This is a genomic window from Burkholderia sp. Ed8, from assembly GCF_040761425.1.
Taxonomy (GTDB): Bacteria; Pseudomonadota; Gammaproteobacteria; order Burkholderiales; family Burkholderiaceae; genus Burkholderia; species Burkholderia seminalis.
The window spans coordinates 3,180,956-3,199,737 of the sequence record NZ_CP142886.1; the positions used below are offsets into that span (position 1 = coordinate 3,180,956).

General features: G+C 67.3%; 22 protein-coding genes. 7 read left to right on the plus strand and 15 right to left on the minus strand.

All coding sequences use genetic code 11. The features are described from left to right. Positions 1-11: 11 nt before the first annotated feature. The 3 genes from VXM69_RS28490 to VXM69_RS28500 all read right to left on the minus strand — a co-directional run bounded on the left by VXM69_RS28490 (position 12) and on the right by VXM69_RS28500 (position 2,148). Positions 12-434, minus strand: coding sequence for a biopolymer transporter ExbD (locus VXM69_RS28490; RefSeq protein ID WP_048250972.1), 423 nt, complete (start codon positions 432-434; stop codon positions 12-14). Positions 435-454: 20 nt separating this feature from the next. Then, positions 455-1,363 carry a MotA/TolQ/ExbB proton channel family protein gene (locus VXM69_RS28495; RefSeq protein WP_034186840.1) on the minus strand — a complete coding sequence of 303 codons (909 nt, stop codon included), beginning with the start codon at positions 1,361-1,363 and terminating at the stop codon, positions 455-457. A gap of 86 nt (positions 1,364-1,449) precedes the next feature. Continuing rightward, positions 1,450-2,148 carry an energy transducer TonB gene (locus VXM69_RS28500; RefSeq protein ID WP_034187008.1) on the minus strand — a complete coding sequence of 233 codons (699 nt, stop codon included), beginning with the start codon at positions 2,146-2,148 and terminating at the stop codon, positions 1,450-1,452. On the opposite strand from VXM69_RS28500, the gene VXM69_RS28505 reads away from it, so the two are divergent. Further along, positions 2,147-2,509, plus strand: a complete 363-nt coding sequence (locus VXM69_RS28505) for a hypothetical protein (RefSeq protein ID WP_367189608.1) — start codon at positions 2,147-2,149, stop codon at positions 2,507-2,509. The two genes, VXM69_RS28500 and VXM69_RS28505, sit on opposite strands and share 2 nt — an antisense overlap. 486 nt (positions 2,510-2,995) lie before the next feature. Here VXM69_RS28505 and VXM69_RS28510 read toward each other — a convergent pair whose 3' ends face one another. Next, positions 2,996-3,484, minus strand: a complete 489-nt coding sequence (locus VXM69_RS28510; protein ID WP_034186839.1) for an aminoacyl-tRNA deacylase — start codon at positions 3,482-3,484, stop codon at positions 2,996-2,998. A 457-nt stretch (positions 3,485-3,941) separates the two neighbouring features. On the opposite strand from VXM69_RS28510, the gene VXM69_RS28515 reads away from it, so the two are divergent. After that, positions 3,942-4,235, plus strand: a complete 294-nt coding sequence (locus tag VXM69_RS28515; RefSeq protein WP_034186838.1) for a YciI-like protein — start codon at positions 3,942-3,944, stop codon at positions 4,233-4,235. A 5-nt stretch (positions 4,236-4,240) separates the two neighbouring features. Here the strand turns inward: VXM69_RS28515 and corA are convergent, their stop codons facing one another. After that, entirely contained in the window at positions 4,241-5,218 is a 978-nt protein-coding gene (gene corA / locus VXM69_RS28520) for a magnesium/cobalt transporter CorA (protein WP_034187007.1), read from the minus strand. A 200-nt stretch (positions 5,219-5,418) separates the two neighbouring features. Between corA and cydX the strand changes: the two genes are divergently transcribed. Together cydX and VXM69_RS28530 are read left to right on the plus strand one after the other, a co-directional pair. Beyond that, on the plus strand, positions 5,419-5,565 hold the full coding sequence (gene cydX, locus VXM69_RS28525; RefSeq protein WP_049032060.1) for a cytochrome bd-I oxidase subunit CydX: 147 nt from the start codon (positions 5,419-5,421) through the stop codon (positions 5,563-5,565). Beyond that, the gene (locus tag VXM69_RS28530; protein ID WP_034186836.1) at positions 5,562-6,179 is read left to right on the plus strand and encodes an ATP-binding protein; all 618 of its coding nucleotides are present in this window, start codon (positions 5,562-5,564) and stop codon (positions 6,177-6,179) included. Before cydX ends, VXM69_RS28530 begins: the two co-directional genes overlap by 4 nt. Before the next feature lie 103 nt (positions 6,180-6,282). Here the strand turns inward: VXM69_RS28530 and VXM69_RS28535 are convergent, their stop codons facing one another. Together VXM69_RS28535 and VXM69_RS28540 are read right to left on the minus strand one after the other, a co-directional pair. Beyond that, positions 6,283-7,383, minus strand: coding sequence for a saccharopine dehydrogenase C-terminal domain-containing protein (locus tag VXM69_RS28535; RefSeq protein WP_034186835.1), 1,101 nt, complete (start codon positions 7,381-7,383; stop codon positions 6,283-6,285). A 500-nt stretch (positions 7,384-7,883) separates the two neighbouring features. Then, the gene (locus VXM69_RS28540) at positions 7,884-8,348 is read right to left on the minus strand and encodes an Lrp/AsnC family transcriptional regulator (protein ID WP_006481526.1); all 465 of its coding nucleotides are present in this window, start codon (positions 8,346-8,348) and stop codon (positions 7,884-7,886) included. A gap of 249 nt (positions 8,349-8,597) precedes the next feature. Here VXM69_RS28540 and VXM69_RS28545 point away from each other — a divergent pair, with 249 nt between their 5' ends. Then, positions 8,598-9,149, plus strand: a complete 552-nt coding sequence (locus VXM69_RS28545; protein ID WP_034186834.1) for a Spy/CpxP family protein refolding chaperone — start codon at positions 8,598-8,600, stop codon at positions 9,147-9,149. Positions 9,150-9,284: 135 nt separating this feature from the next. Next, positions 9,285-9,716, plus strand: a complete 432-nt coding sequence (locus VXM69_RS28550; protein WP_367189609.1) for a PGDYG domain-containing protein — start codon at positions 9,285-9,287, stop codon at positions 9,714-9,716. A 33-nt stretch (positions 9,717-9,749) separates the two neighbouring features. Here the strand turns inward: VXM69_RS28550 and VXM69_RS28555 are convergent, their stop codons facing one another. The 8 genes from VXM69_RS28555 to VXM69_RS28590 form a co-directional block, all read right to left on the minus strand. Next, positions 9,750-10,112, minus strand: a complete 363-nt coding sequence (locus VXM69_RS28555) for a DUF3022 domain-containing protein (RefSeq protein WP_034186832.1) — start codon at positions 10,110-10,112, stop codon at positions 9,750-9,752. A 12-nt stretch (positions 10,113-10,124) separates the two neighbouring features. Next, positions 10,125-10,913, minus strand: coding sequence for a YhfC family intramembrane metalloprotease (locus tag VXM69_RS28560; RefSeq protein WP_367189610.1), 789 nt, complete (start codon positions 10,911-10,913; stop codon positions 10,125-10,127). Between the two features lie 54 nt (positions 10,914-10,967). Then, positions 10,968-12,011, minus strand: a complete 1,044-nt coding sequence (locus tag VXM69_RS28565; RefSeq protein ID WP_034186830.1) for a LacI family DNA-binding transcriptional regulator — start codon at positions 12,009-12,011, stop codon at positions 10,968-10,970. 332 nt (positions 12,012-12,343) lie between these two features. Further along, positions 12,344-13,309 (minus strand): NAD(P)-dependent oxidoreductase, encoded by a 966-nt coding sequence (locus tag VXM69_RS28570; RefSeq protein WP_059557636.1) that lies wholly within the window; start codon positions 13,307-13,309, stop codon positions 12,344-12,346. Between the two features lie 3 nt (positions 13,310-13,312). Beyond that, on the minus strand, positions 13,313-14,593 hold the full coding sequence (locus tag VXM69_RS28575) for an MFS transporter (RefSeq protein ID WP_034186828.1): 1,281 nt from the start codon (positions 14,591-14,593) through the stop codon (positions 13,313-13,315). 115 nt (positions 14,594-14,708) lie between these two features. Next, positions 14,709-15,701 (minus strand): sugar kinase, encoded by a 993-nt coding sequence (locus VXM69_RS28580; protein WP_034186827.1) that lies wholly within the window; start codon positions 15,699-15,701, stop codon positions 14,709-14,711. A 28-nt stretch (positions 15,702-15,729) separates the two neighbouring features. After that, the gene (locus VXM69_RS28585) at positions 15,730-16,494 is read right to left on the minus strand and encodes a sugar phosphate isomerase/epimerase (protein ID WP_124607905.1); all 765 of its coding nucleotides are present in this window, start codon (positions 16,492-16,494) and stop codon (positions 15,730-15,732) included. A gap of 172 nt (positions 16,495-16,666) precedes the next feature. Continuing rightward, positions 16,667-17,560: a LysR family transcriptional regulator gene (locus VXM69_RS28590; RefSeq protein WP_049030239.1), complete on the minus strand. Its 894-nt coding sequence runs from the start codon at positions 17,558-17,560 to the stop codon at positions 16,667-16,669. A 112-nt stretch (positions 17,561-17,672) separates the two neighbouring features. Between VXM69_RS28590 and VXM69_RS28595 the strand changes: the two genes are divergently transcribed. Then, complete coding sequence (locus VXM69_RS28595) at positions 17,673-18,740, plus strand: YeiH family protein (RefSeq protein ID WP_367189611.1); 1,068 nt, start codon at positions 17,673-17,675, stop codon at positions 18,738-18,740. Positions 18,741-18,782 lie beyond the last annotated feature (42 nt).

The window sequence follows — 18,782 nt, forward strand, 5'->3', positions numbered from 1 at the left end:
CGCGTTGGCGCCTAACCGCCGCGCGCCGGCGGCTCCGTAATGAAAGACAGCTTCGCGATCCCCGCGCGCTCGCACATCGTGACCACTCGCCCGATGAACTCGTAGCGCGTGTTCTGGTCGCCCCGCACGTGGACGCTCGGCTGCGGCTGTTGTTGCGACACGCCCTTGAGCTTCGCGAGCAGCGTCGGCGCGTCCACCAGTTGCTCGCCCCAGAAGAAATCGCCGTCGCGATTCACCGCGATCTCGATGCTTTTCGGCGTCGTCTGCAGCGGCTGCACCGTCTCCTTCGGCAGCTGAAGCTGGATCGTGTGCGTCACGACCGGAATCGTGATCAGGAAGATGATCAACAACACCAGCATCACGTCGACGAGCGGCGTCGTGTTGATGTTGGCGATCACCTCGTCGCTATCGTCCTGCCCGACGTTCATGGCCATCGCGCGCCTCCGTCAGCCGGTCAGTTCGCGAGCGACGCCGCCGGCGCCGCCGCCCGCACCGGGCGCCGGTTGCCGGCCAGCAGCACCGTGTGCAGTTGCGCGCCGAAGTTGCGGACCCGCTCCATCACCGACTTGTTGCGCCGGACCAGGAAGTTGTAGCCGAGCACCGCCGGCACCGCGACGGCGAGGCCGATCGCGGTCATGATGAGCGCCTCGCCCACCGGGCCCGCGACCTTGTCGATCGAGGCCTGGCCCGCGATGCCGATCGCCGTCAGCGCGTGATAGATTCCCCAGACGGTGCCGAACAGCCCGACGAACGGCGCGGTCGACCCCACCGTGGCCAGGAACGCGAGGCCGTCCTGCATCCGGTTCGATACGTTCGTGATCGAGCGCTCGACCGATACGTCGATCCACGTGTTGCGGTCGACCGCTTCGAGCAGCGCGTCTTCGTGATGCTCGCCGGCTTCGATCGCGGTTTCGGCGATGAACCGGAACGGCGACGCCTCGTCGAGCATCCTGGCGCCCTCGGCCAGCGACGGCGCGGTCCAGAGCTGCGCGTCGGCCAGTTTCGCGCGGCGATTCGCGCGCAACTGCTCCAGGAACTTCGTGACCATGATGTACCAGCTTCCCATCGACATGATCACCAGCAGGATCAGCACGAAACGCGCGACGAAATCGCCGTTCTTCCACAGCGCGCCGAGCCCGTACGGATTGTCGACCGCCACCGTCGTGGCCGGCGCGGGCGGCGGAGCCGGCTCGGCGGCGGCCGGGACCGTGGCCGGCGCGGCCGACGGCGCCGCGGCCTGCGCCGATGCATCGGCCGCCCCGCTGGCCTGCGCATGGGCGAGCTGCGGCGCAACGAACCCGTCGACCACGGCGACGGACATCAACATGCTTGCCGCCAGCGCGGCCAGTGAACGCTTCGTCATACCCCACTCCAGTTCTTTCGGTAAACTTATTACATAAGTTCGAGACGGTTTTCCCCGACCCGGCGCGTGCCGGGCCGCCCACTGCATCAATTCAGATTGAACGAGAACGGCACCTGGACCCGCACCGACTGGCCCTGTGCGACGCATTTGAACCGTTTCACGGTGTTGTACGCGGCTCGATCGAGGATCGGATCCGCGGACTGCGCGACGCGCTCGTTCGTGATGTTCCCTTCCGCATCCACGACGAACTCGATCGTCACGTCACCGGTGATGTTGTTTTCCTGCGCTTCCTTCGGATACTGGATCGACGCACGCAGCGCGTCCGAATTCGGGCAGACGACCCCGACGTCATGGCTGACCGGCTTGGCCGGTGCCGGCGGCGCCACCACCGGCGCCTGCACGGCCGGCGCGGACGGCACCGGGGCCGCCTGGTGCGTGATCGTCGCCTGCGGCGGCGCCTGCACCTGGACTTCCGGCGGCGGCACGAACGGCGGCGGCGGCGGTGCGAATTTCGGCGGCGGGAGCTTGACCACCGGCATCGGCGGTGGCGGCGGCGGTTTGACCGGCTCGATGATGCGGGTCTCGATCGGATGCTGGATCACCTGCACGACTTTGGTCGCGAGGCCGTTGAGCAGCGCGTAGATCAGCACTGCATGCAGTACCAGGACGATCCCGATGCCGCCGAACCGGCGCACCGGGTTCTGCTGCTTCTTGCCGAACTCTCTCGGACGCCCCAGCGTGGCCAGCCCGCTGTTCGAAGTAGCCAGATGTTCTTCGACTTTCATGCCCACCATCCATCCCCCAAGCGATTCGCCCAGTTTCGGGTTGCGGCCGGCAGCGCAGCCAGGTCGGCAGCGCCACCGCATCACCCCGAACATTTCATTTCAAATTCAATTAGCAATCCGAATTGAAAGAATCACATTCGAATTCAAATTCATTCTTTTTTCACGAAATCGTTGCGCCGATGCGGCCCGGATTTATACCGGAAAAACACCCACCTGCGCGGTCAGGCAATTGTCAGCTGAGCTGGCGCCCCTCGCAATTCGTATGACGATTCGCCGTTCGTTACGCGGTGATGTCAATGGCGCCGTTCACTTGGGTGCAGACGATAGCAAGGAAAAAATTTTGCCGTCAAACTTTATTTGATGCCCAAATACAAAGTTTGGAGGGCTTATTCAAATAATATTCCGGTAAGCACAAATCAAGTCTTTATTATTGAATTGGTAATTGATTTGTATGGATATATTCCAATCCGTATATCGAACCCGTCCGACATGGATTTTCGTGTATTTCCCGTGCGGCACGGGAAATGACCTCACCCTTGGGGGCAACGAGCCGAACGTACCCCGTCACGCGTCAATATGGGAGGCGGTCGACCGGCGCTTCGGGGCGCCCGCATCGAAGCACGCCGGTATCGCATGCCGTGACACGTCGACGGGACGAGTCAACCTTGCTGGAATAAACAGGAATCCGACACAACAAAGGTCGAATTGAATTTAATTCAGCTATCGTGAAATAGCTTCGTATGTCGAATTAACTGACTGGAACATCGCAATCAAGCAGGTACACCCCCTCCCCGCCGGGGCGCATGCCTGCGCACCGGCCCTGCGCATCACCGCATTCGAGGCTCCCTCAGGACAGCATCATCCCTTGCATCTTGTGCGAGAAATGCGCACGCTCGGCCGTCTCCATCAGCGTCAGGAATTCATCCTGCATCATGTGGATCAGCGCTTCGTGGTCGCCGGCCTCGAAATAGACTTCCGGCTGCTGCGCGAGACGTTCCTCGAGGAACGTCTTCATCCCGTACGCCATGCATACCGGCGGCAGCGCGCCCATGTCGCAGTCCTTGAACAGTTCGCGCAATTCGACCTCCCGGGCAAGCACGAGATGGCGTCCCGTCTTCACCCAGAGATCCGACAGGCGCACCGCGTGCGTGGTCGGCAAGACCGCGGCGACGTAGCCCTCGTCGTCCTCGAGGAGCACGGTTTTCGCGAGGCGGTCGCCGGGGATATGCGCGGCGGCGGCCGTCTCCATGCTCGTATGGCTATAGGGGTGGTACACGACTTCGTACCGCGATGACTTCTGGCGCAGGCAATCCTGCAGGGTGGCTGATACAGGCATGGCTCACCTCGTCTGGGCGAATCGGGCGAACGGAGTTCGCTCCGGATTCGTTCAGCATAGGTCGCATTCCGGCCAATGGAAACGCCCGCGCGCAGCGCCCGCCCGGACGGCCCCGCGCACGGTTCCGATCCCTTTTCGCCGGCCCCGGAAGCCGCCGCAGGCACGTGGAATCCCCGCCCGGAATGGACGTGACCGCCCCTCTTTTCCTATAGACGATTCCAGGCACCAGTGATGTGGTGCGAACGCGCCCTTCACTATCTGGGCGCTTTGAAAACCAGACCGTTAGTTGCGTTTATTCCAAAATGTCGACGAAAGCCGGTCACGCATTTCGATCCGTCCGACACCCTGACAACCGTGCGCCGCGCCGCGCAAAGCGCACTGCCAAAGGCCGTACGGTGCCCTATACTGAGCCGGCCGGCCCGCGATCCGGCGGCACCCACCGACTCCGGGAGCGATCATGCATTACCAGTTGATCTACGAACTCGTCGACGATTACCTGTCGCGGCGCGAACCCTTCCGCGCGCAGCATCTCGCGCTCGCGCAGGCCGCGACCGAGCGCGGCGAACTGATGCTCGCCGGTGCGCTGGCGGACCCGGCCGATCAGGCCGTGCTCGTGTTCGAAGGCGATTCGCCGGAAGCGGCCGAATCGTTCGCGCGCGCCGATCCGTACGTGCAGAACGGCCTCGTGAAATCGTGGCGCGTGCGGCCGTGGCGCGTCGTGGTCGGCAAGCACGCGCCACGCCAGGCCTGAGCCGGCTACAGCCACCCTGCCCGCTTGAAACGCCACCACAGCGCGAGATCGGCGACGACCATCACCGCGATGCAGCCGTAGAAGCCGTATTTCAGGTGCAACTCGGGCATGTTCGCGAAATTCATCCCGTAGATGCCGGCGATCATCGTCGGTATCGCGAACAGCGCGGCGAACGAGCCGAGCCGCTTTGTCACTTCGTTCTCGGCGAGCGAAATCATCCCGAGGTTGACCTGGATCGCCGTGACGACCATCTCCCGGCGTCCTTCGATCGTCTTCACGATCCGCTGCAGATGGTCGTACACGTCGCGGAAATAAGCGGCCATCCCGCTGCACACCTGCGGCACGCGCCCGCCGGTGAGCTTGGCGAGCGGCTCCATCAGCGGCGCCGTGTGCTGGTACAGCATCACGAGCCGGCGTTTCAGCGAATAGAGATCCTCGATGATCGCGCGCGACGACGCGGGCGTCGCTTTCGCGAAGATGCGGTCCTCCAGTTCCTCGAGCTCCGCACCGAGCGTTTCGAGGATCGGAAAGTAGCGGTCTACCACCTGGTCCATCAACGCGTAGAACACGAACGCCGAGCCCTCCCGCAGCAGATGCGGCTCCCGCTCGCAGCGCTTGCGCACGTCGCGGAAATCATGCTCGGTATGGTTGCGGATCGACAGCACGTAGTTCGGGCCGACGAACACGTTCAGTTCGCCGACCTTGAATTCGTCGTCCTCGTCGAGCTCGACCGTATGCAGCACGGCGAACAGCGAATCGCCGTACTCCTCGATCTTCGGCCGCTGGTGCCCCTTGCGGGCGTCCTCGAGCGCGAGCTCGTGCAGCCCGAACTCCTCGCCCATCAGGTCGATTTCCTCCGGCGTCGGATCCTTCAGCGCGACCCACACGAAGCACTCGGGCTTCGACACGTAGTCGCTGATGGCGTCGATATCGATGTCGGCCAGCTTGCGGCCATCCTGGTATGCAGCGCAGTTGATCAGCATGTCGTCCGTCATGTTGCGGTTTGTGCATCAGTTTACCGGTTTGCTGCGCGGACGGCCCGGCTTGCACGGCACGCCGATATTGGTCATGATCGGGCTGCGTGCGCCGCAGCACGCGCATCGGGGTACTTCGACCGGCCCGCGGCACCTGCGTTGCGCAACGCACAACGCCCGTGCGGCCCAACCGTCAAGGAGGCAGACCTATGTGGTATTTCTCGTGGATACTCGGCATCGGCGTGGCGCTCGGCTTCGGCATCATCAACGCGATGTGGCTGGAAGCGGAAGTCTTCTCGCGCGGCGACAGGCGCAACGACGCGTCGGGCACGCGGCCGGGGAGCCAGGCTTCGTGACGCACCTGGTGTTCTTCTGCGGTCACGCCGGCACCGGCAAGACCACGCTCGCGAAGCGGCTCATCGGGCCGCTGATGCGCGCCACCGGCGAGGCGTTCTGCCTGCTCGACAAGGACACGCTGTACGGCCGCTACAGCTCGGCCGCGATGGGCGCGCTCACGGAAGATCCGAACGATCGCGACAGCCCGCTCTACCTGAAACACCTGCGCGATCCCGAATATCACGGCCTGCTCGATACGGCCCGCGACAATCTCGCGCTCGGCATCAGCGCGATCGTCGTCGGCCCGCTGTCGCGCGAAGTGCGCGACCGGCGCATCCTCGATCGCGCGTGGCTCGGCATCGCGCCCGACGTCACGCTGACGGTCGTCTGGGTCCACACGTCGGAAGACGTTGCACACGCACGGATCGTCGCACGCGGCAATCCGAACGATGCCTACAAGCTCGCGCACTGGGACGAATACCGGCAGCGCCGCTTCGTGCCGACCGGCCAGGAATGCGACGGCATCGTGATGTTCGACAACACCGCACCGTCCGACGCGGACGTCGACGCGCTGCTGTACCGCATCGTGCCGCCGCCGCAACCTGCGACGATCGTCCCGCCGCTGCCGGCCTGAGCGCACCGCACCGTTCCCGCCTTGCGCGTCACAAACGACAACGCCGGAAGCGCTGCTGCGCTCCCGGCGTCGTACGGCCCTCGTGCCCGAGGCTGGCGGAGGGTCAGGCGAGCGCGTGCACGCGCTCCATCGTGCCGCCGTCGTACAGCTTGCCGAAGCGGTTCGACAGGAACGCCTTCAGCGACACCTTTTCCTGCGGGATGAAACCGCTCTGCGGCAGCTTCTTTTCGCGGAACAGATCCAGCACCGCGCACATCGCGCCGGCCGTCGTGATCTGGATCGCGCTCATGTGCATCCCGCACACGTCCTTCGCGAAGATCTTGCGCGTGAACACGTCCTGCACGAGCTGGCCGTCCTTCACGCCCGTCACCGTGACGAACACGAGCACGACGTCCTGCTTCGTCGACGGCACCGCACGGCGCATGATCGACTTCAGCGTGTCGCGGTCGGTCGACAGGCGCAGGTCTTCCAGCAGGAACTGGACGAGCTCGCGGTGGCCCGGATAGCGCACCGACTTGTAGTCGAGCGTCTCGACCTTGCCCGACAGCGTCTCGCACAGCGTGCCGAGGCCGCCCGACGTGTTGAACGCTTCGTATTCGGTGCCGTCCAGCGAGAAGTGCTCGAGGCCTTCGAGCGGCTGCACCCACTGCTTGCGGCCGTCGCGGATCGCTTCGCACGGCTGGCAGTATTCGTTGATCAGGCCGTCGACGCTCCACGTCAGGTTGTACTTCAGCGCGTTGGTCGGATACTCGGGCAGCGCGCCGACGCGCATCTTCACGTCGCGCACTTCGCTGAAGCCGTTCACGAGTTCGTGCGCGGCGATGCCGATGAAGCCCGGCGCGAGGCCGCACTGCGGCATGAACGCACGGTCGGAGCCGTCGGCCAGTTCGCGGATCGCGTGGGTGGCGCGCACGTCTTCGGTCAGGTCGAAGTAATGGACGCCGGCAGCCTTCGCGGCGGCGGCAACGTTCACCGCGAGGTAGTAAGGCAGCGCATTGACGAGCGCATCGAAGCCCTTCACTGCTTCGCGAATCGCATTCGCATCGGCGGAATCGACGCGTTGCGTCGCGATGCCTTCGCGCGACAGCTTCGCGAGCGCATCCGCGTCGCGGTCGAACGCGACGACTTCGTAGTCGCCCGTTTCACGCAGCATGTGAGCAATGGTGTGGCCGATCAGACCTGCGCCGACGATGGCGATTTTCATGCGCTTATCTCCTGATGATGGGTTGATGTTGTGAACGGCGTCGAGCCATGAACACAGTTTAGGGACGCGCAAAATCAGTTCCAAGACGAAGAATGATGCGAAACGACCGATAATTTCGACGTTATGACGATACATTTCGTCGAAACGTCCGATTCATCTAAAAATCGCGTATAAGCGCGCCTGCAGGCAGGCCGTTGCAGGCTTCACGCGCAAGAACGAAGGACGAAGGCGAAGACGAGGAATGGCATGGCGCCGACGCACGAACCGCGCGCGTCAGGAGCGGCACGCCGGTCGAAGCAGGCGACACGAAGGCGTTCGGAAGGAAGAGACGCGCCGGATGCGCAGACATGCGACGGCCGGCACCCCTGCCCATCAGGCAATGCGCCGACGGTCGGGACGAATATGGCCGCGGGCGGGCGGCAAGCGAAACCCCGCGACGCCGCGCAAACCCGCGCAATGCACGCGCTGGCACGGTCGTGCACGGCACCGCGTGCGGCAGGTCAGCCGCCGATCGTCCCGCGATCGATCTTGCGCGACAGGATGATCGACGTCGTCGTGCGCTCGACGCCTTCGAGCGTCCCGATCTGGTCGAGCAGGTCGTTGAGCCGTTCGGGCGAATCGGCGCGCAACCACGCGACGTAGTCGTACTCGCCGCTCACCGCGCACAGCAGCTGCACTTCGGGCATCCGGTCGAGCTTGCGCAATACGTCCTTGCCGAACTTCGGCGTGAGGATGATGCCGACGTACGCATAAATGCTCGCGTCGAGCACGTCCTGCCCGAGCCGCACGCTGTACCCGGCAATCACGTTGGTGCGTTCGAGCCGCGCGATGCGTGCGACGACCGTCGTGCGCGCGACGTCGAGCTGGCGCGCGAGATCCGCGACGCTGGCGCGCGCATCGGCTTGCAGCAGCGCGACGAGTTGCCGGTCGAGATCGTCGAGTTGGTCGAGGCGGGGTGGACGCATGAGGCTGGGCCGGCACGCAACGCGCCGGCTGAGTGGAAGGTGACGCGATGATAGCGCCGAACGCCCGCGTGCCCAACCGGCATCGCCCGAATCCGGGCCTTTCAATTTCGATTCGTATCGGATGTAAGCAAGTGTCGCATTCACTGCCGCGCCGCACGCAACGTGCTACTAATAACGGCGACGCGAGAAGCGCGCTTGCGGCAGTGACCGCCGCGCCCGCTCGCACGACACCACCCCGGAGAGCCAATCATGAAGAAAATCTCGCTCACCCTCGCTACGCTCGCCGTTGCAGCCAGCGCGTTCGCGCAAACCCCGGCACAGCCGCAAGCGCCCGCGCAGGCCCCGGCCACGACGGCCGCGGCGTCGGCCCCGAGCGCCGAGCAGCGCGCGGCACGTCACGAAGCGCGCATCGAGCAGCGCATCAAGTACCTGCACGACCAGTTGAAGATCACGTCGGCGCAGGAACCGCAGTGGAAGACGTTCGCCGACACGATGCGCGACAACGGCGCAACGATGGGCCGCCTCTACAGCGAACGGATGGCCAAGCACGACGTCTCCGCACTCGACGACATGAAGCAGTATGCGGAACTGTCGCAGGCGAACGCCGACGGTGCGAAGAAGCTCGCCGACGCCTTCGCGCCGCTCTACGAGAGCTTCCCGGCCGAGCAGAAGGCACTGGCCGACACGACGTTCCGCAGCTGGCTGCACCACGGCGGCGAGCATCGCGGCAAGGGCAAGGCGAAGGGCAAGGAAGGCAAGGCGGCAGCCGCGCCGGCCGCCAGCGCACCCGCGCAACCCTGACGCCCTCCCCGCCGGCGCCGTGCTGCCCCGCCCGGGCGGACGACGCCGCGCCTCCGCCGGCGATCGGCGCGCCACACGGCGCGCCGAATTCGGGATAAGCTCCCGGCTTTTCCAGCTTTCCCGTACCTTCCCGCCATGCTCGAACTCAAGCACCTCGATCTGCGTACCGATCCGCAGGCCCGTCGCGTCGTCAAGGACGAAACCGTCGCCGTGGCTTTCGCGGATGCCGACGGCGAACTGATGAGCCTCGAAGGTCCGAACCGCTACGTCGCGGGCGACGCGCTGATCACCGGCTCGACCGGCGATCGCTGGGTCGTGTCGCGCGCACGCTTCGACGCCAAATACCTGCCCGCCGATCCGGCACTCGCGCATGGCACGCCGGGCACCTACCGGAACCGGCCGGCCGTCGTGCTCGCCCGCCGGATGGACGAGCCGTTCACGATCGCCCGCTCGGAAAACGGCGACACGCTGCGCGGCGTCGCCGGCGACTGGGTCATGCAATACGCGCCCGGCGACTACGGCGTCGTGCAGGCGCAGCGCTTCGCGCAGGTCTACCGCGACGCGTAACCCGCCGCGCCGGCACGATGCCGGCGCACCCGCTCACGCAAAGTCCTCGTCGAGCTCGAGTTCCGCGTTGCGCTCGACGGCCTCGCCGGCCGCATGCCGCTCCTCGAGCGAGCCGAGCATCGCTTCCGTGTACGCATGCAGCACCGCATGGCTGCGCGCACGCTGCATCGGCTTGAGCGCAAGATAGCGCGCGAACGCCGCCGGCACGATGCGGATATCGAGCGTCATCCGCTTCGGCGTCGCGCCGAAACGCATCGCGAGCCAGTGCACGGACAGGAAGCGCCCGCGCGCATCGCTGCTTTCGGCAAAGCGCGTCTGCTCCGGAAAGAGATCGCAGATCACGCGCGCGAGCGCGTCGAATTCCGCGCTCTGGCATTCGATCAGATAGTCATCCATTACGCTCCCCCGTCAGGCTGCCGTTCGCGGCGGCCGGCACGTCTTCACCAGCACGGCGACCAGGACCGCGCCCAGCACGAAATACGCGGCCTCGACCCACGCGGCCGGCAGCACGCGCACCTGGTACAGCAGCGTCGGCACGGCCGCGAGCGCATGCAGCACGATCGCGAGCGGCAACACGCCCGCGCGGCCGGCGCGCACGCCGCGCCAGACCAGCACCGACAGCGCGAGCTGCACCGCGAACGCCGCGCAGCGTTCGAGCAGCAACAACAGGATCGACTGCGCCGACAGCGTCGCGAGCATCATGTGCAGCCGCACCACGGTGTCGACCGGCAGGTCGGACAACTGCGTCTCGAGCTGGCCGCGGCTCGCGAGCCACGCGAGATACGACCACTGGCCCCACACGAGCACGCCGACGAACCATGCTTCGGCGCCGGCATGACCGATCCCGTAGCCGATCCCGCGGCCGTCGCCGGCCGACTCGCCGTAGCGGCGGTTCAGGAAACGCATCCCGAGATAGCGGCCGGCTTCCTCGAATACGGCCGTCGCGAGCGCGCTGTACGCGACGAACGCGAGCGGCTGCGTCAGCCAGCCGTCCTCCGGCGTGCGGCTCAGCACGAGCCCGTGAAACGCGCGCTCGGCGATCATCGCAAACAGCGTGAAGACGGCGACGCCGACGATCGTGTCGCGGCGATTGAGCGCAAGCGGCTTGCGCAGGATGCGGAAGAGGACGAGCGGCAGCAGCGCGATGATCAACGTGGCGGCGATCAGCAGCGCCAGCGTGACGGGAGCGACAGTCATGTATTTCCTTGTTCGGGGCAGCGCACCTGACGCGCTGCGTGCCCCGCATGATACTCAGCTTGTGGTCGACGCGCGCGCACACAGCTCGCCGGGCAGCATCGCGACGCGTACGTCGCCCGCCGCGCCGTCGATCCGCTCGTGCACGAATTCGACGGCCTTGTAGCCGATTTCGTAGGTCGGCTGACGAATCGTCGTGATGCCGATCAGCTCGGCCCATTCCGGATCGTCGATCGACAGCAGCGCCGCCTTCTGCTGCCACGCGGCGCCGAAACGCGCACGCAGGTGGCGCGCGATCGCGAGCGCGACCGGCGCGTTCGCGGCGAACAGCGCCGCACGCACGCCGCGCCGCGCGGCGGCGTCGATGCGGGTGTCGATGTCGGCCAGCGCCGCGGCGGCCGCGTCGGGCGCGTTCAGGTCGAGCACGACCGTCGGCGGCACCGGCAGCCCGCGCGCGTCGAGCGCCGCGCGGAATGCCGCCTCGCGCACGCGCCGCGAGCTGACGCGCTCGAACGGCTGCACGACGAAATGGATCGCGTCGAAGCCGTGTTCGACCAGGTGCGCGAGCGCCATCTCGATCGCGTCGGCGTTGTCGAGGCCGATCAGGTCGGCCTCGAAGCCCTCGACCGTCCGGTCGACGAGCACGGCCGGGATCCCCGCGCCGCGCAACGGGCGCAGCACGTCCTCCTCCGCGCCGAGCGCGTTGACGATCAGCCCTTCGACCCGGTAGGTCGTGAGCAGCTGCAGGAAGCGCCGCTCCATCTCGACCTCGTTCGCCGCGTGACAGATGAGCGGCATGTAGCCGAGCGCATGGCACGCGGCCTCGACGCCCTGCAGCACTTCGACGGTGTAGGGATTGGTCAGGTCGGCCGCGAGCATGCCGAGCAGCCGGTTGCGGCCGCGCTTGAGCCCGCGCGCCATCTGGTTCGGCCGGTAGTTGAGCCGCGCGATCGCCGACTCGATCCGCTGGCGCAGATCGACGGACAGCACGTGGGTTTCGCCGTTCAGGTAGCGCGACACGCTGGTCTTGCCCGTGCCGGCCTCGCGCGCGACGTCGCTGATCGTCGCCGGACGCGTCGTGGAAGGTTGCGAATCGGTCACTGTCGTGCCTCGCGACGTACGATCCGCGCCGCTTCGTGAGCAGACGGATCTTTGTTGTTGGAAACGTAAGCCACCCGGCGGACTCCCCTGTCTGAGCGCTTCTGCGCCTGCGCCGGCCCCGTGTTTCGCGGTCGACCAGCGCCCGCCAGTCGCGTGCATCGGCAATCGGCCGCCCGGACCTGGCGCGGATCCCCGCCGCGCGACGCCACCGGCAGTGTAGCCGGCGCGTCGATGCAACGAGAGCGGGCGATCATAACGCAGCCGGCCCGCCCGCACCAAGACCCTCGACTCTAACCGTGCCCGCGCCGTCCCGGCCGGGTGCCGGCGGCGGCTCAGGCGTGCGCGAGCGCGTCCGGATTGACGAGATTCGTGCGCAGCGTGCCGGCCAGCGCGCCGACCAGGTTTTCCGCAGCGCAGCGCGCCATCGCGTGGCGCGTCTCGTGCGTCGCCGAGCCGATATGCGGCAGCGCGACGACGTTCTTCATCCGCAGCAGCGGCGAATCCGCCGGCAGCGGCTCCTGCTCGAACACGTCGAGCCCCGCCCCGCGGATCGTGCCCGCGCGCAGCGCGTCGATCAGCGCGGCCTCGTCGACGACGGGCCCGCGCGACGCGTTGATCAGGATCGCGCCGCGCTTCATCTTCGCGAATTCGGGTGCGCCGATCAGGTGGCGCGTCTCCGGCGACAGCGGCACCTGCACGCACACGAAATCCGACTGGGCGAGCAACGCGTCGAGCGTCACGCGCCGTGCGCCGTACTGCGTCTCGGCTTCCGCATGCGCGGAGCGGTTCGCGTACAGCACCTGCATCCGGAAGCCGAGCGCCGCGCGGCGCGCGACCGCGCCGCCGATCCGGCCGAGCCCGACGATGCCGAGCGTCTTGCCCTGCACGTCGGTCCCGTACAGGTCGGGGCCGATGCTGCGATGCCAGTGGCCGGCCTTGACCCACTCGGCCAGTTCGACCACGCGCCGCGCGGACGCCAGGATCAGCGAGAACACCGTATCGGCGGTCGACTCGGTCAGCACGTCGGGCGTATGCGCGAGCACGATGCCGCGGCGCGTGAGATCGGCGACGTCGAAGTTGTCGTAGCCGACCGAGATCGTCGACCACGCCTTCAGCCGCGGGGCGCGATCGAGCATCTGCGGCGTGACCTTCAGGCTCGCGCCGATCGCGCCGTCCGCGTCGCCGAGTGCGGCGGCAAGCGCATCGGCGCCATCGGCCTGCACGACGTCCGCATGCTCGCGCAGGTACGCGAGGACGTCATCGGGCAGCGGCTTGTACGCGACGATACGGGGCTTCATGTTTCATTTTCCTTGCAGCGGCGCGGCGAGCGGATGCGCATCGCGCGCCTGGGGTTTGACGGACAGCGTGAGGATCACCGCGGCGACGAGCGCGGCGCTCATGAACGCATACGATGCGACGGGCGACCCGGTCGCACCGTTCAGGTAGCCGACGAAGTACGAGCCGACGAACGAGCCGAGCGCGCCCATGCTGTTGATCAGCGCCATCGCGCCGCCGGCGACGTTCTTCGGCAGCAGTTCCGGCACGATCGCGAAGAACGGGCCGTACGGCGCATACATCGCCGCGCCCGCGACGACCAGGAGCGCATACGAGATCCAGAAATGCGACGAGCCGAGCGCGTACGACGCAGCGAACGCGGCCGCGCCGATCAGCAGGAACGGCCACACGAAGCCGCGGCGCGAGCCGACCTTGTCGGAGGCCCACGAGGCGGCGAGCATCGCGATCGTCGCCGCCAGATACGGCAGCGCGGACAGCCAGCCGGTCGCGACCATCCCGAGCTCGGAACCGTTCTTGACGATCGACGGCAGCCACAGCACGAAGCCGTACACGCCGATGCTCCAGCAGAAATACTGCGCGCACAGCTTGATCACGGCCGGCGAGCGGAATGCCTCGCCGTAGTTGCGCACGGGCTTGATCGCCGCCTGCTCGGCCGCGAGCGCGGCGTCGAGGTCACGCTTTTCCTGTGCCGAGAGCCACGGCGAATCGGCCGGCTTGTCCTGCACGAGGAACCACCAGCACACGGCCCAGATGACGGCCGGCACGCCTTCGGCGATGAACATGTGGCGCCAGCCGAATTCATGCACGAGATAACCCGACACGATCGACATCCACAGCACCGTGACCGGGTTGCCGAGGATCAGGAACGTGTTCGCGCGCGAGCGCTCGTTCTTCGTGAACCAGTTGCTGATGTAGATCAGCATCGCCGGCATCACGGCCGCTTCGACGACACCGAGCACGAAGCGGATCGCCATCAGCGACGGGATGTTGCTGACCACGCCCGTGAGCGCCGCGCAGGCGCCCCACAGGATCAGGCTGACGAACACGAGCTTCTTCACGCTGCGGCGCTCCGCATAGATCGCGCCGGGGATCTGGAAGAAGAAGTAGCCGAGGAAGAACAGCGCGCCGATCAGCGACGACAGGCCCTTGCTGACCCCGAGGTCCTGGTTGATGCCGGCCGCCGCCGCGAACCCGTAGTTCGCGCGGTCGAGGTAAGCGAGGCTGTACGTGATGAACACGATCGGCATGATCGTCCACCAGCGTCGGGTTGCAAGATTGGCTGCCATGAGCGTGTCTCCGTATGTCGACCGGACTGGGTGCCTGGGCACCCGTCGGCCTGGAACAAAACTGCGTGTGCGTCGCACACGAAATGGATCCGCGGATTGTGCCGTGTCCGGCCTCTCATTGCGCGGTGACGGTTTCCTCTAAGCGATCGGTGCGATTGCTGACATTTTCGAGCCGGTCGAGGGCTTCACGCGTCGGCAACCCTTCCGAATCGCCGATCACCTGGATGGCGAGCGCGCCGATCCGGTTGCCGCGCGCGACGGCCTGCTCGACGCTGCGGCCTTCCAGCAACGCGCTGACCACGCCGACCGCGAAACCGTCGCCGGCGCCGACCGTGTCGACCACCCGTTCGACGCGCTCGCCCACGACCGTGCCCTCGCGGCCATCGGCCGTGCGGAAATACGCGCCTTCGGCGCCGAGCTTGATCACGACGCCGCGCGCACCCTGCGCGAGATAGAAGCCCGCGATGTCGGCCGGCGTGTCGTGCCCCGTGAGCTGCTGCCCTTCGGCGAGGCCCGGCAGCACCCAGTCGGCGAGCGTCGCGAGCGCATTCAGCGTTTTCGCCATCACGTCGGCGGACGGCCACAGCGTCGGGCGCAGGTTCGGGTCGAACGAGATCGTCTTGCCGGCCGCGCGCATTTCGCGCGCCAGCTGGAACGCCAGCTCGCACGAGGTCGCGGAGATCGCCGGCGCGACGCCCGTCAGGTGCAGGTGGCGCGCGCCGAGCACGTAGTCGGCCACGTAGTCGTCGCACGACAGATGGCTCGCGGCCGAGCCCTTGCGGAAATATTCGACGGTCGGATCGCTGCCGTCGTCGTTGCGCGACTTCAGCTGGAAACCGGTCGGGTAACGCGGATCGACCGTCACGCACGACGCGTCGATGCCTTCGCGCGCCAGCGTGTCGAGCACGTAGCCGCCGAACGAATCGCGACCCACGCGGCTCATCCAGCCGACCCGGAAACCGAGCCGCGACAGGCCGATCGCGACGTTCAGGTCGGCGCCCGCGATCCGCTTCGTGAATTGCCCCGCCTGCGCGAGATGGCCGGGCTCGGCCGCGACGAACATCGCCATCGCTTCGCCGTAGGTCACGACATCGAGTGCTGCTTTCATGAATGAACTCCTCGGGATGCTGGTGCGGTCACGCGGCCGCGAGCCATGCGACCCGGCGACATGCATCGCCCGCCGGATCGGCCGCGTCGAACGGAAACTCGATGCCGCGCGGCGCGTGCGGCGGCAGCGCCGCGAGCACGCCGGTCACGAGCGCGTCATCCGGTGCCGGCGCGACCGCGAAACGGCGCGCGCCCTCGCCTTCGACGGCCTTGCAGTGAATGTATTCGACATGCGGCGCGAGCACCTGCGCGCAATCGAGCGGCGCTTCGCCCGGCCACTGCCAGTTGCCGATGTCGAACGTCATCCCGAGCGCATCGCGCACGCCAGCCGCGGCCAGCGCGTCGAACAGCCCGCGGAACTGCATGAGCGCCCCGCCGACCGGAAGCTGGCCGTTCTCGACCACCACACGCGCCTTGGCGCCGCGCGACAGCGCGACGATGTCGGCCGCGTGCGCGTCGCCGGCGAAACCGCCGAGCTGGAATTTCACGAAGCGCGCGCCGAGCGCGTCGGCTTCCGCGAGCGCGTCGTGCAACGCATCGGCGTCGAGCGCACCCGTTTCCGTGTACAGCGTGGCCGGCGTCGAGTACACCGACCACAGCCCGTGGCCGGCGATCTGCGCGCCGAGCGCGGTCAGCGCGCCGGGCGTCGTATCGTCGTCCGACGCGAACAGTTCGCGCCGCACCTCGAAGCCGGTCGCGCCGGATGCCGCGACGGTCGCGATGAATGCACTGTGGCCCTCCTGGCGCACCCGGTCCATCCCGAATGCGCTCGCCACGATCACGATGTCTGCCATTTTGCCCTTTTTTACCGGAATGGAACCGGTTCCATTTGCTTGAGACGGATGGTGCGCCTCGCGCCGGAGCCACGCCATAGAGGAAATCCCTAAGGCCGGACGGGACGCAAACGCCTGCCCGCCGGCGCGCAACGCGTGTTCCCGCGCGGGCCCGGCAAGCGGTTTCGGCGCCTCAGGCGAGGTCCTGCGCGAGGCTCATGTCGAGGAATTGCGCGGCCACGCGCGACGGCGCGCCGCCGTGCGGCACGAGAATGGAGAAATGCCGGGTGAGCGGCGCCGGCGCGAGCGAGCGCAGCACGAGCGCCGCATCCGGGTGACGCAGCGACATCGCGGACACGAAGCCGACGCCCATCCCCGCGCGCACGGCCTCCTTCACGGCCTCGACCCCGGCGATCTCGAACGCGACGCGCATCGGCGCGCCGCCGTGCGCGAACGCGCGCTCGACGAGTTGCCGCACGGCCGACCCTTCCTCGCGCAACACGAGCGGGTGCGCGGCGAGCGCATCGAGCGTCACCCCCGCGTCGTAGCGTGATGCGGCCAGCGGATGGCCGGCCGGCACGATCGCGACGATCTCGTCCTCGTGCCACGCATGGACGGCCGTACCGGGCGGCAGCGCCTCGCCGGGCGGCCCCTCGATCAGCGCGATGTCGAGCGACGGCAGCGCGGCCACGACGTCGGCCGTATTGCCGCTCATCGTCTGGATGGTCACGCGCGGCGCAAGCGGCTGGAACGCCGCGATCAGGTACGGCAGCAGGTAGCTCGCGGGCGTCGTGCTCGCGCCGATGCGCAGCGTGCCGGCCTCGAGCCCGCGCACCGCGTCGCGAAACGCACGCGCCTGCGCGAACGTGTCGCGCTGCGCCTTCGCGTACTGCGCGAGCTGCTCGCCGACCGGCGTGAGGCGAATGCCACGGCCGTCGCGCTGGTACAGCGGCTCGCCGAATTCGTCCTGCAGCAGCCGCAACTGGCCCGACACGGCCGGCTGCGACAGATGCAGCGCCACGGCGGCGCGGCTGATGTTCAGGTGTTCGGCGACGGCGGCGAACGTTATCAGTTGATCCGGGGTCATGGGGACGAATTATCGGATTTCCGGATAGTTTACGTCACAAATCACAATTTTTCATATCGATATAACAAAATTAGGATTACTGCATCGCCACACGCTCCGTCACGGTGCTCTCATGTCCACTGCTCCGACTCCCCCTCTCAGCCATGCCGCGCCGTCGATGCGCGGCCAGTTGAACGGCGTGCTGTTCGTCGTGCTGTTCGCCGCCGCCGTCACGAGCCTGTCCGAGCTTCCCGCGATCGCGGGGCTCGGCCTGTCGCCGCTGATCGTCGGCATCGTCGCCGGCGCGCTGTACGGCAATGCGCTGCGCGACGGCATGCCGGCCAGCTGGGCCGCCGGCGTGAACTTCTCCGCGCGCAAGCTGCTGCGCATCGCGGTCGCGTTCTTCGGGTTGCGCGTGAGCCTGCAGGAAATCGCGCAGGTCGGCCTGCCGGGCCTCGCGGTATCGGTGCTGGTCGTCGTCAGCACGCTCGCGATCGGCACCTGGGCCGGCATGAAGCTGATGAAGCTCGACCGCGACGCCGCGCTGCTGACCGCCGCCGGCAGCGCGATCTGCGGCGCGGCCGCCGTGCTCGCGTTCGAATCGACGCTGCAGTCGAAGCCGCACCAGAGCGCGATGGCCGTGGGCAGCGTCGTGCTGTTCGGCACGCTGTCGATGTTCCTGTACCCGGTCGCGTATCACGCCGGACTGCTGAACCTCGATCCGGCCGGCCTCGGCCTGTTCTTCGGCGGCACGATCCACGAAGTCGCGCAGGTCGTCGGGGCGGCCAGCGACATCAGCCCGCAGGTCGCACACGTCGCGACGATCGTGAAGATGACGCGCGTGATGCTGCTGGTCCCCGTGCTGCTGGTGCTCGGCTGGTGGCTCGCCCGCTCGGCGCGGGCAACGGCCGGCGGCGCGCACGGCAAGCGCAAGGTGGCGGTACCCTGGTTCGCGCTCGGCTTCCTCGGCTTCGTGATCGTCAATTCGCTGAACGTGCTGCCGACCGACGTCACGCATACGCTGAACGTGCTCGACACCTTCGCGCTGACGATGGCGATGACCGCGCTCGGCATCGAGACCCGCGTCGCGCAGATCCGCGCCGCCGGCCCGCGTGCGCTGATGACCGGCCTGATCCTGTACGTGTGGCTGCTCGTCGGCGGCTACGGGATCACCTGGGCCGTGCAGCACTGGCTTGGCTGAATTGCCCGCCCGTGACACTTCGCGCGCCGCGCCCGACGGGAC

Coding starts and splice junctions, on each gene's coding strand:
- VXM69_RS28490 (WP_048250972.1), bottom strand. CDS start 434: ATGGCCATGAACGTCGGGCAGGACGATAGCGACGAGGTGATCGCCAAC.
- VXM69_RS28495 (WP_034186840.1), bottom strand. CDS start 1,363: ATGACGAAGCGTTCACTGGCCGCGCTGGCGGCAAGCATGTTGATGTCC.
- VXM69_RS28505 (WP_367189608.1), top strand. CDS start 2,147: ATGCCCACCATCCATCCCCCAAGCGATTCGCCCAGTTTCGGGTTGCGG.
- VXM69_RS28500 (WP_034187008.1), bottom strand. CDS start 2,148: ATGAAAGTCGAAGAACATCTGGCTACTTCGAACAGCGGGCTGGCCACG.
- VXM69_RS28510 (WP_034186839.1), bottom strand. CDS start 3,484: ATGCCTGTATCAGCCACCCTGCAGGATTGCCTGCGCCAGAAGTCATCG.
- VXM69_RS28515 (WP_034186838.1), top strand. CDS start 3,942: ATGCATTACCAGTTGATCTACGAACTCGTCGACGATTACCTGTCGCGG.
- corA (WP_034187007.1), bottom strand. CDS start 5,218: ATGCTGATCAACTGCGCTGCATACCAGGATGGCCGCAAGCTGGCCGAC.
- cydX (WP_049032060.1), top strand. CDS start 5,419: ATGTGGTATTTCTCGTGGATACTCGGCATCGGCGTGGCGCTCGGCTTC.
- VXM69_RS28535 (WP_034186835.1), bottom strand. CDS start 7,383: ATGAAAATCGCCATCGTCGGCGCAGGTCTGATCGGCCACACCATTGCT.
- VXM69_RS28540 (WP_006481526.1), bottom strand. CDS start 8,348: ATGCGTCCACCCCGCCTCGACCAACTCGACGATCTCGACCGGCAACTC.
- VXM69_RS28545 (WP_034186834.1), top strand. CDS start 8,598: ATGAAGAAAATCTCGCTCACCCTCGCTACGCTCGCCGTTGCAGCCAGC.
- VXM69_RS28550 (WP_367189609.1), top strand. CDS start 9,285: ATGCTCGAACTCAAGCACCTCGATCTGCGTACCGATCCGCAGGCCCGT.
- VXM69_RS28555 (WP_034186832.1), bottom strand. CDS start 10,112: ATGGATGACTATCTGATCGAATGCCAGAGCGCGGAATTCGACGCGCTC.
- VXM69_RS28560 (WP_367189610.1), bottom strand. CDS start 10,913: ATGACTGTCGCTCCCGTCACGCTGGCGCTGCTGATCGCCGCCACGTTG.
- VXM69_RS28570 (WP_059557636.1), bottom strand. CDS start 13,309: ATGAAGCCCCGTATCGTCGCGTACAAGCCGCTGCCCGATGACGTCCTC.
- VXM69_RS28575 (WP_034186828.1), bottom strand. CDS start 14,593: ATGGCAGCCAATCTTGCAACCCGACGCTGGTGGACGATCATGCCGATC.
- VXM69_RS28580 (WP_034186827.1), bottom strand. CDS start 15,701: ATGAAAGCAGCACTCGATGTCGTGACCTACGGCGAAGCGATGGCGATG.
- VXM69_RS28585 (WP_124607905.1), bottom strand. CDS start 16,494: ATGGCAGACATCGTGATCGTGGCGAGCGCATTCGGGATGGACCGGGTG.
- VXM69_RS28590 (WP_049030239.1), bottom strand. CDS start 17,560: ATGACCCCGGATCAACTGATAACGTTCGCCGCCGTCGCCGAACACCTG.
- VXM69_RS28595 (WP_367189611.1), top strand. CDS start 17,673: ATGTCCACTGCTCCGACTCCCCCTCTCAGCCATGCCGCGCCGTCGATG.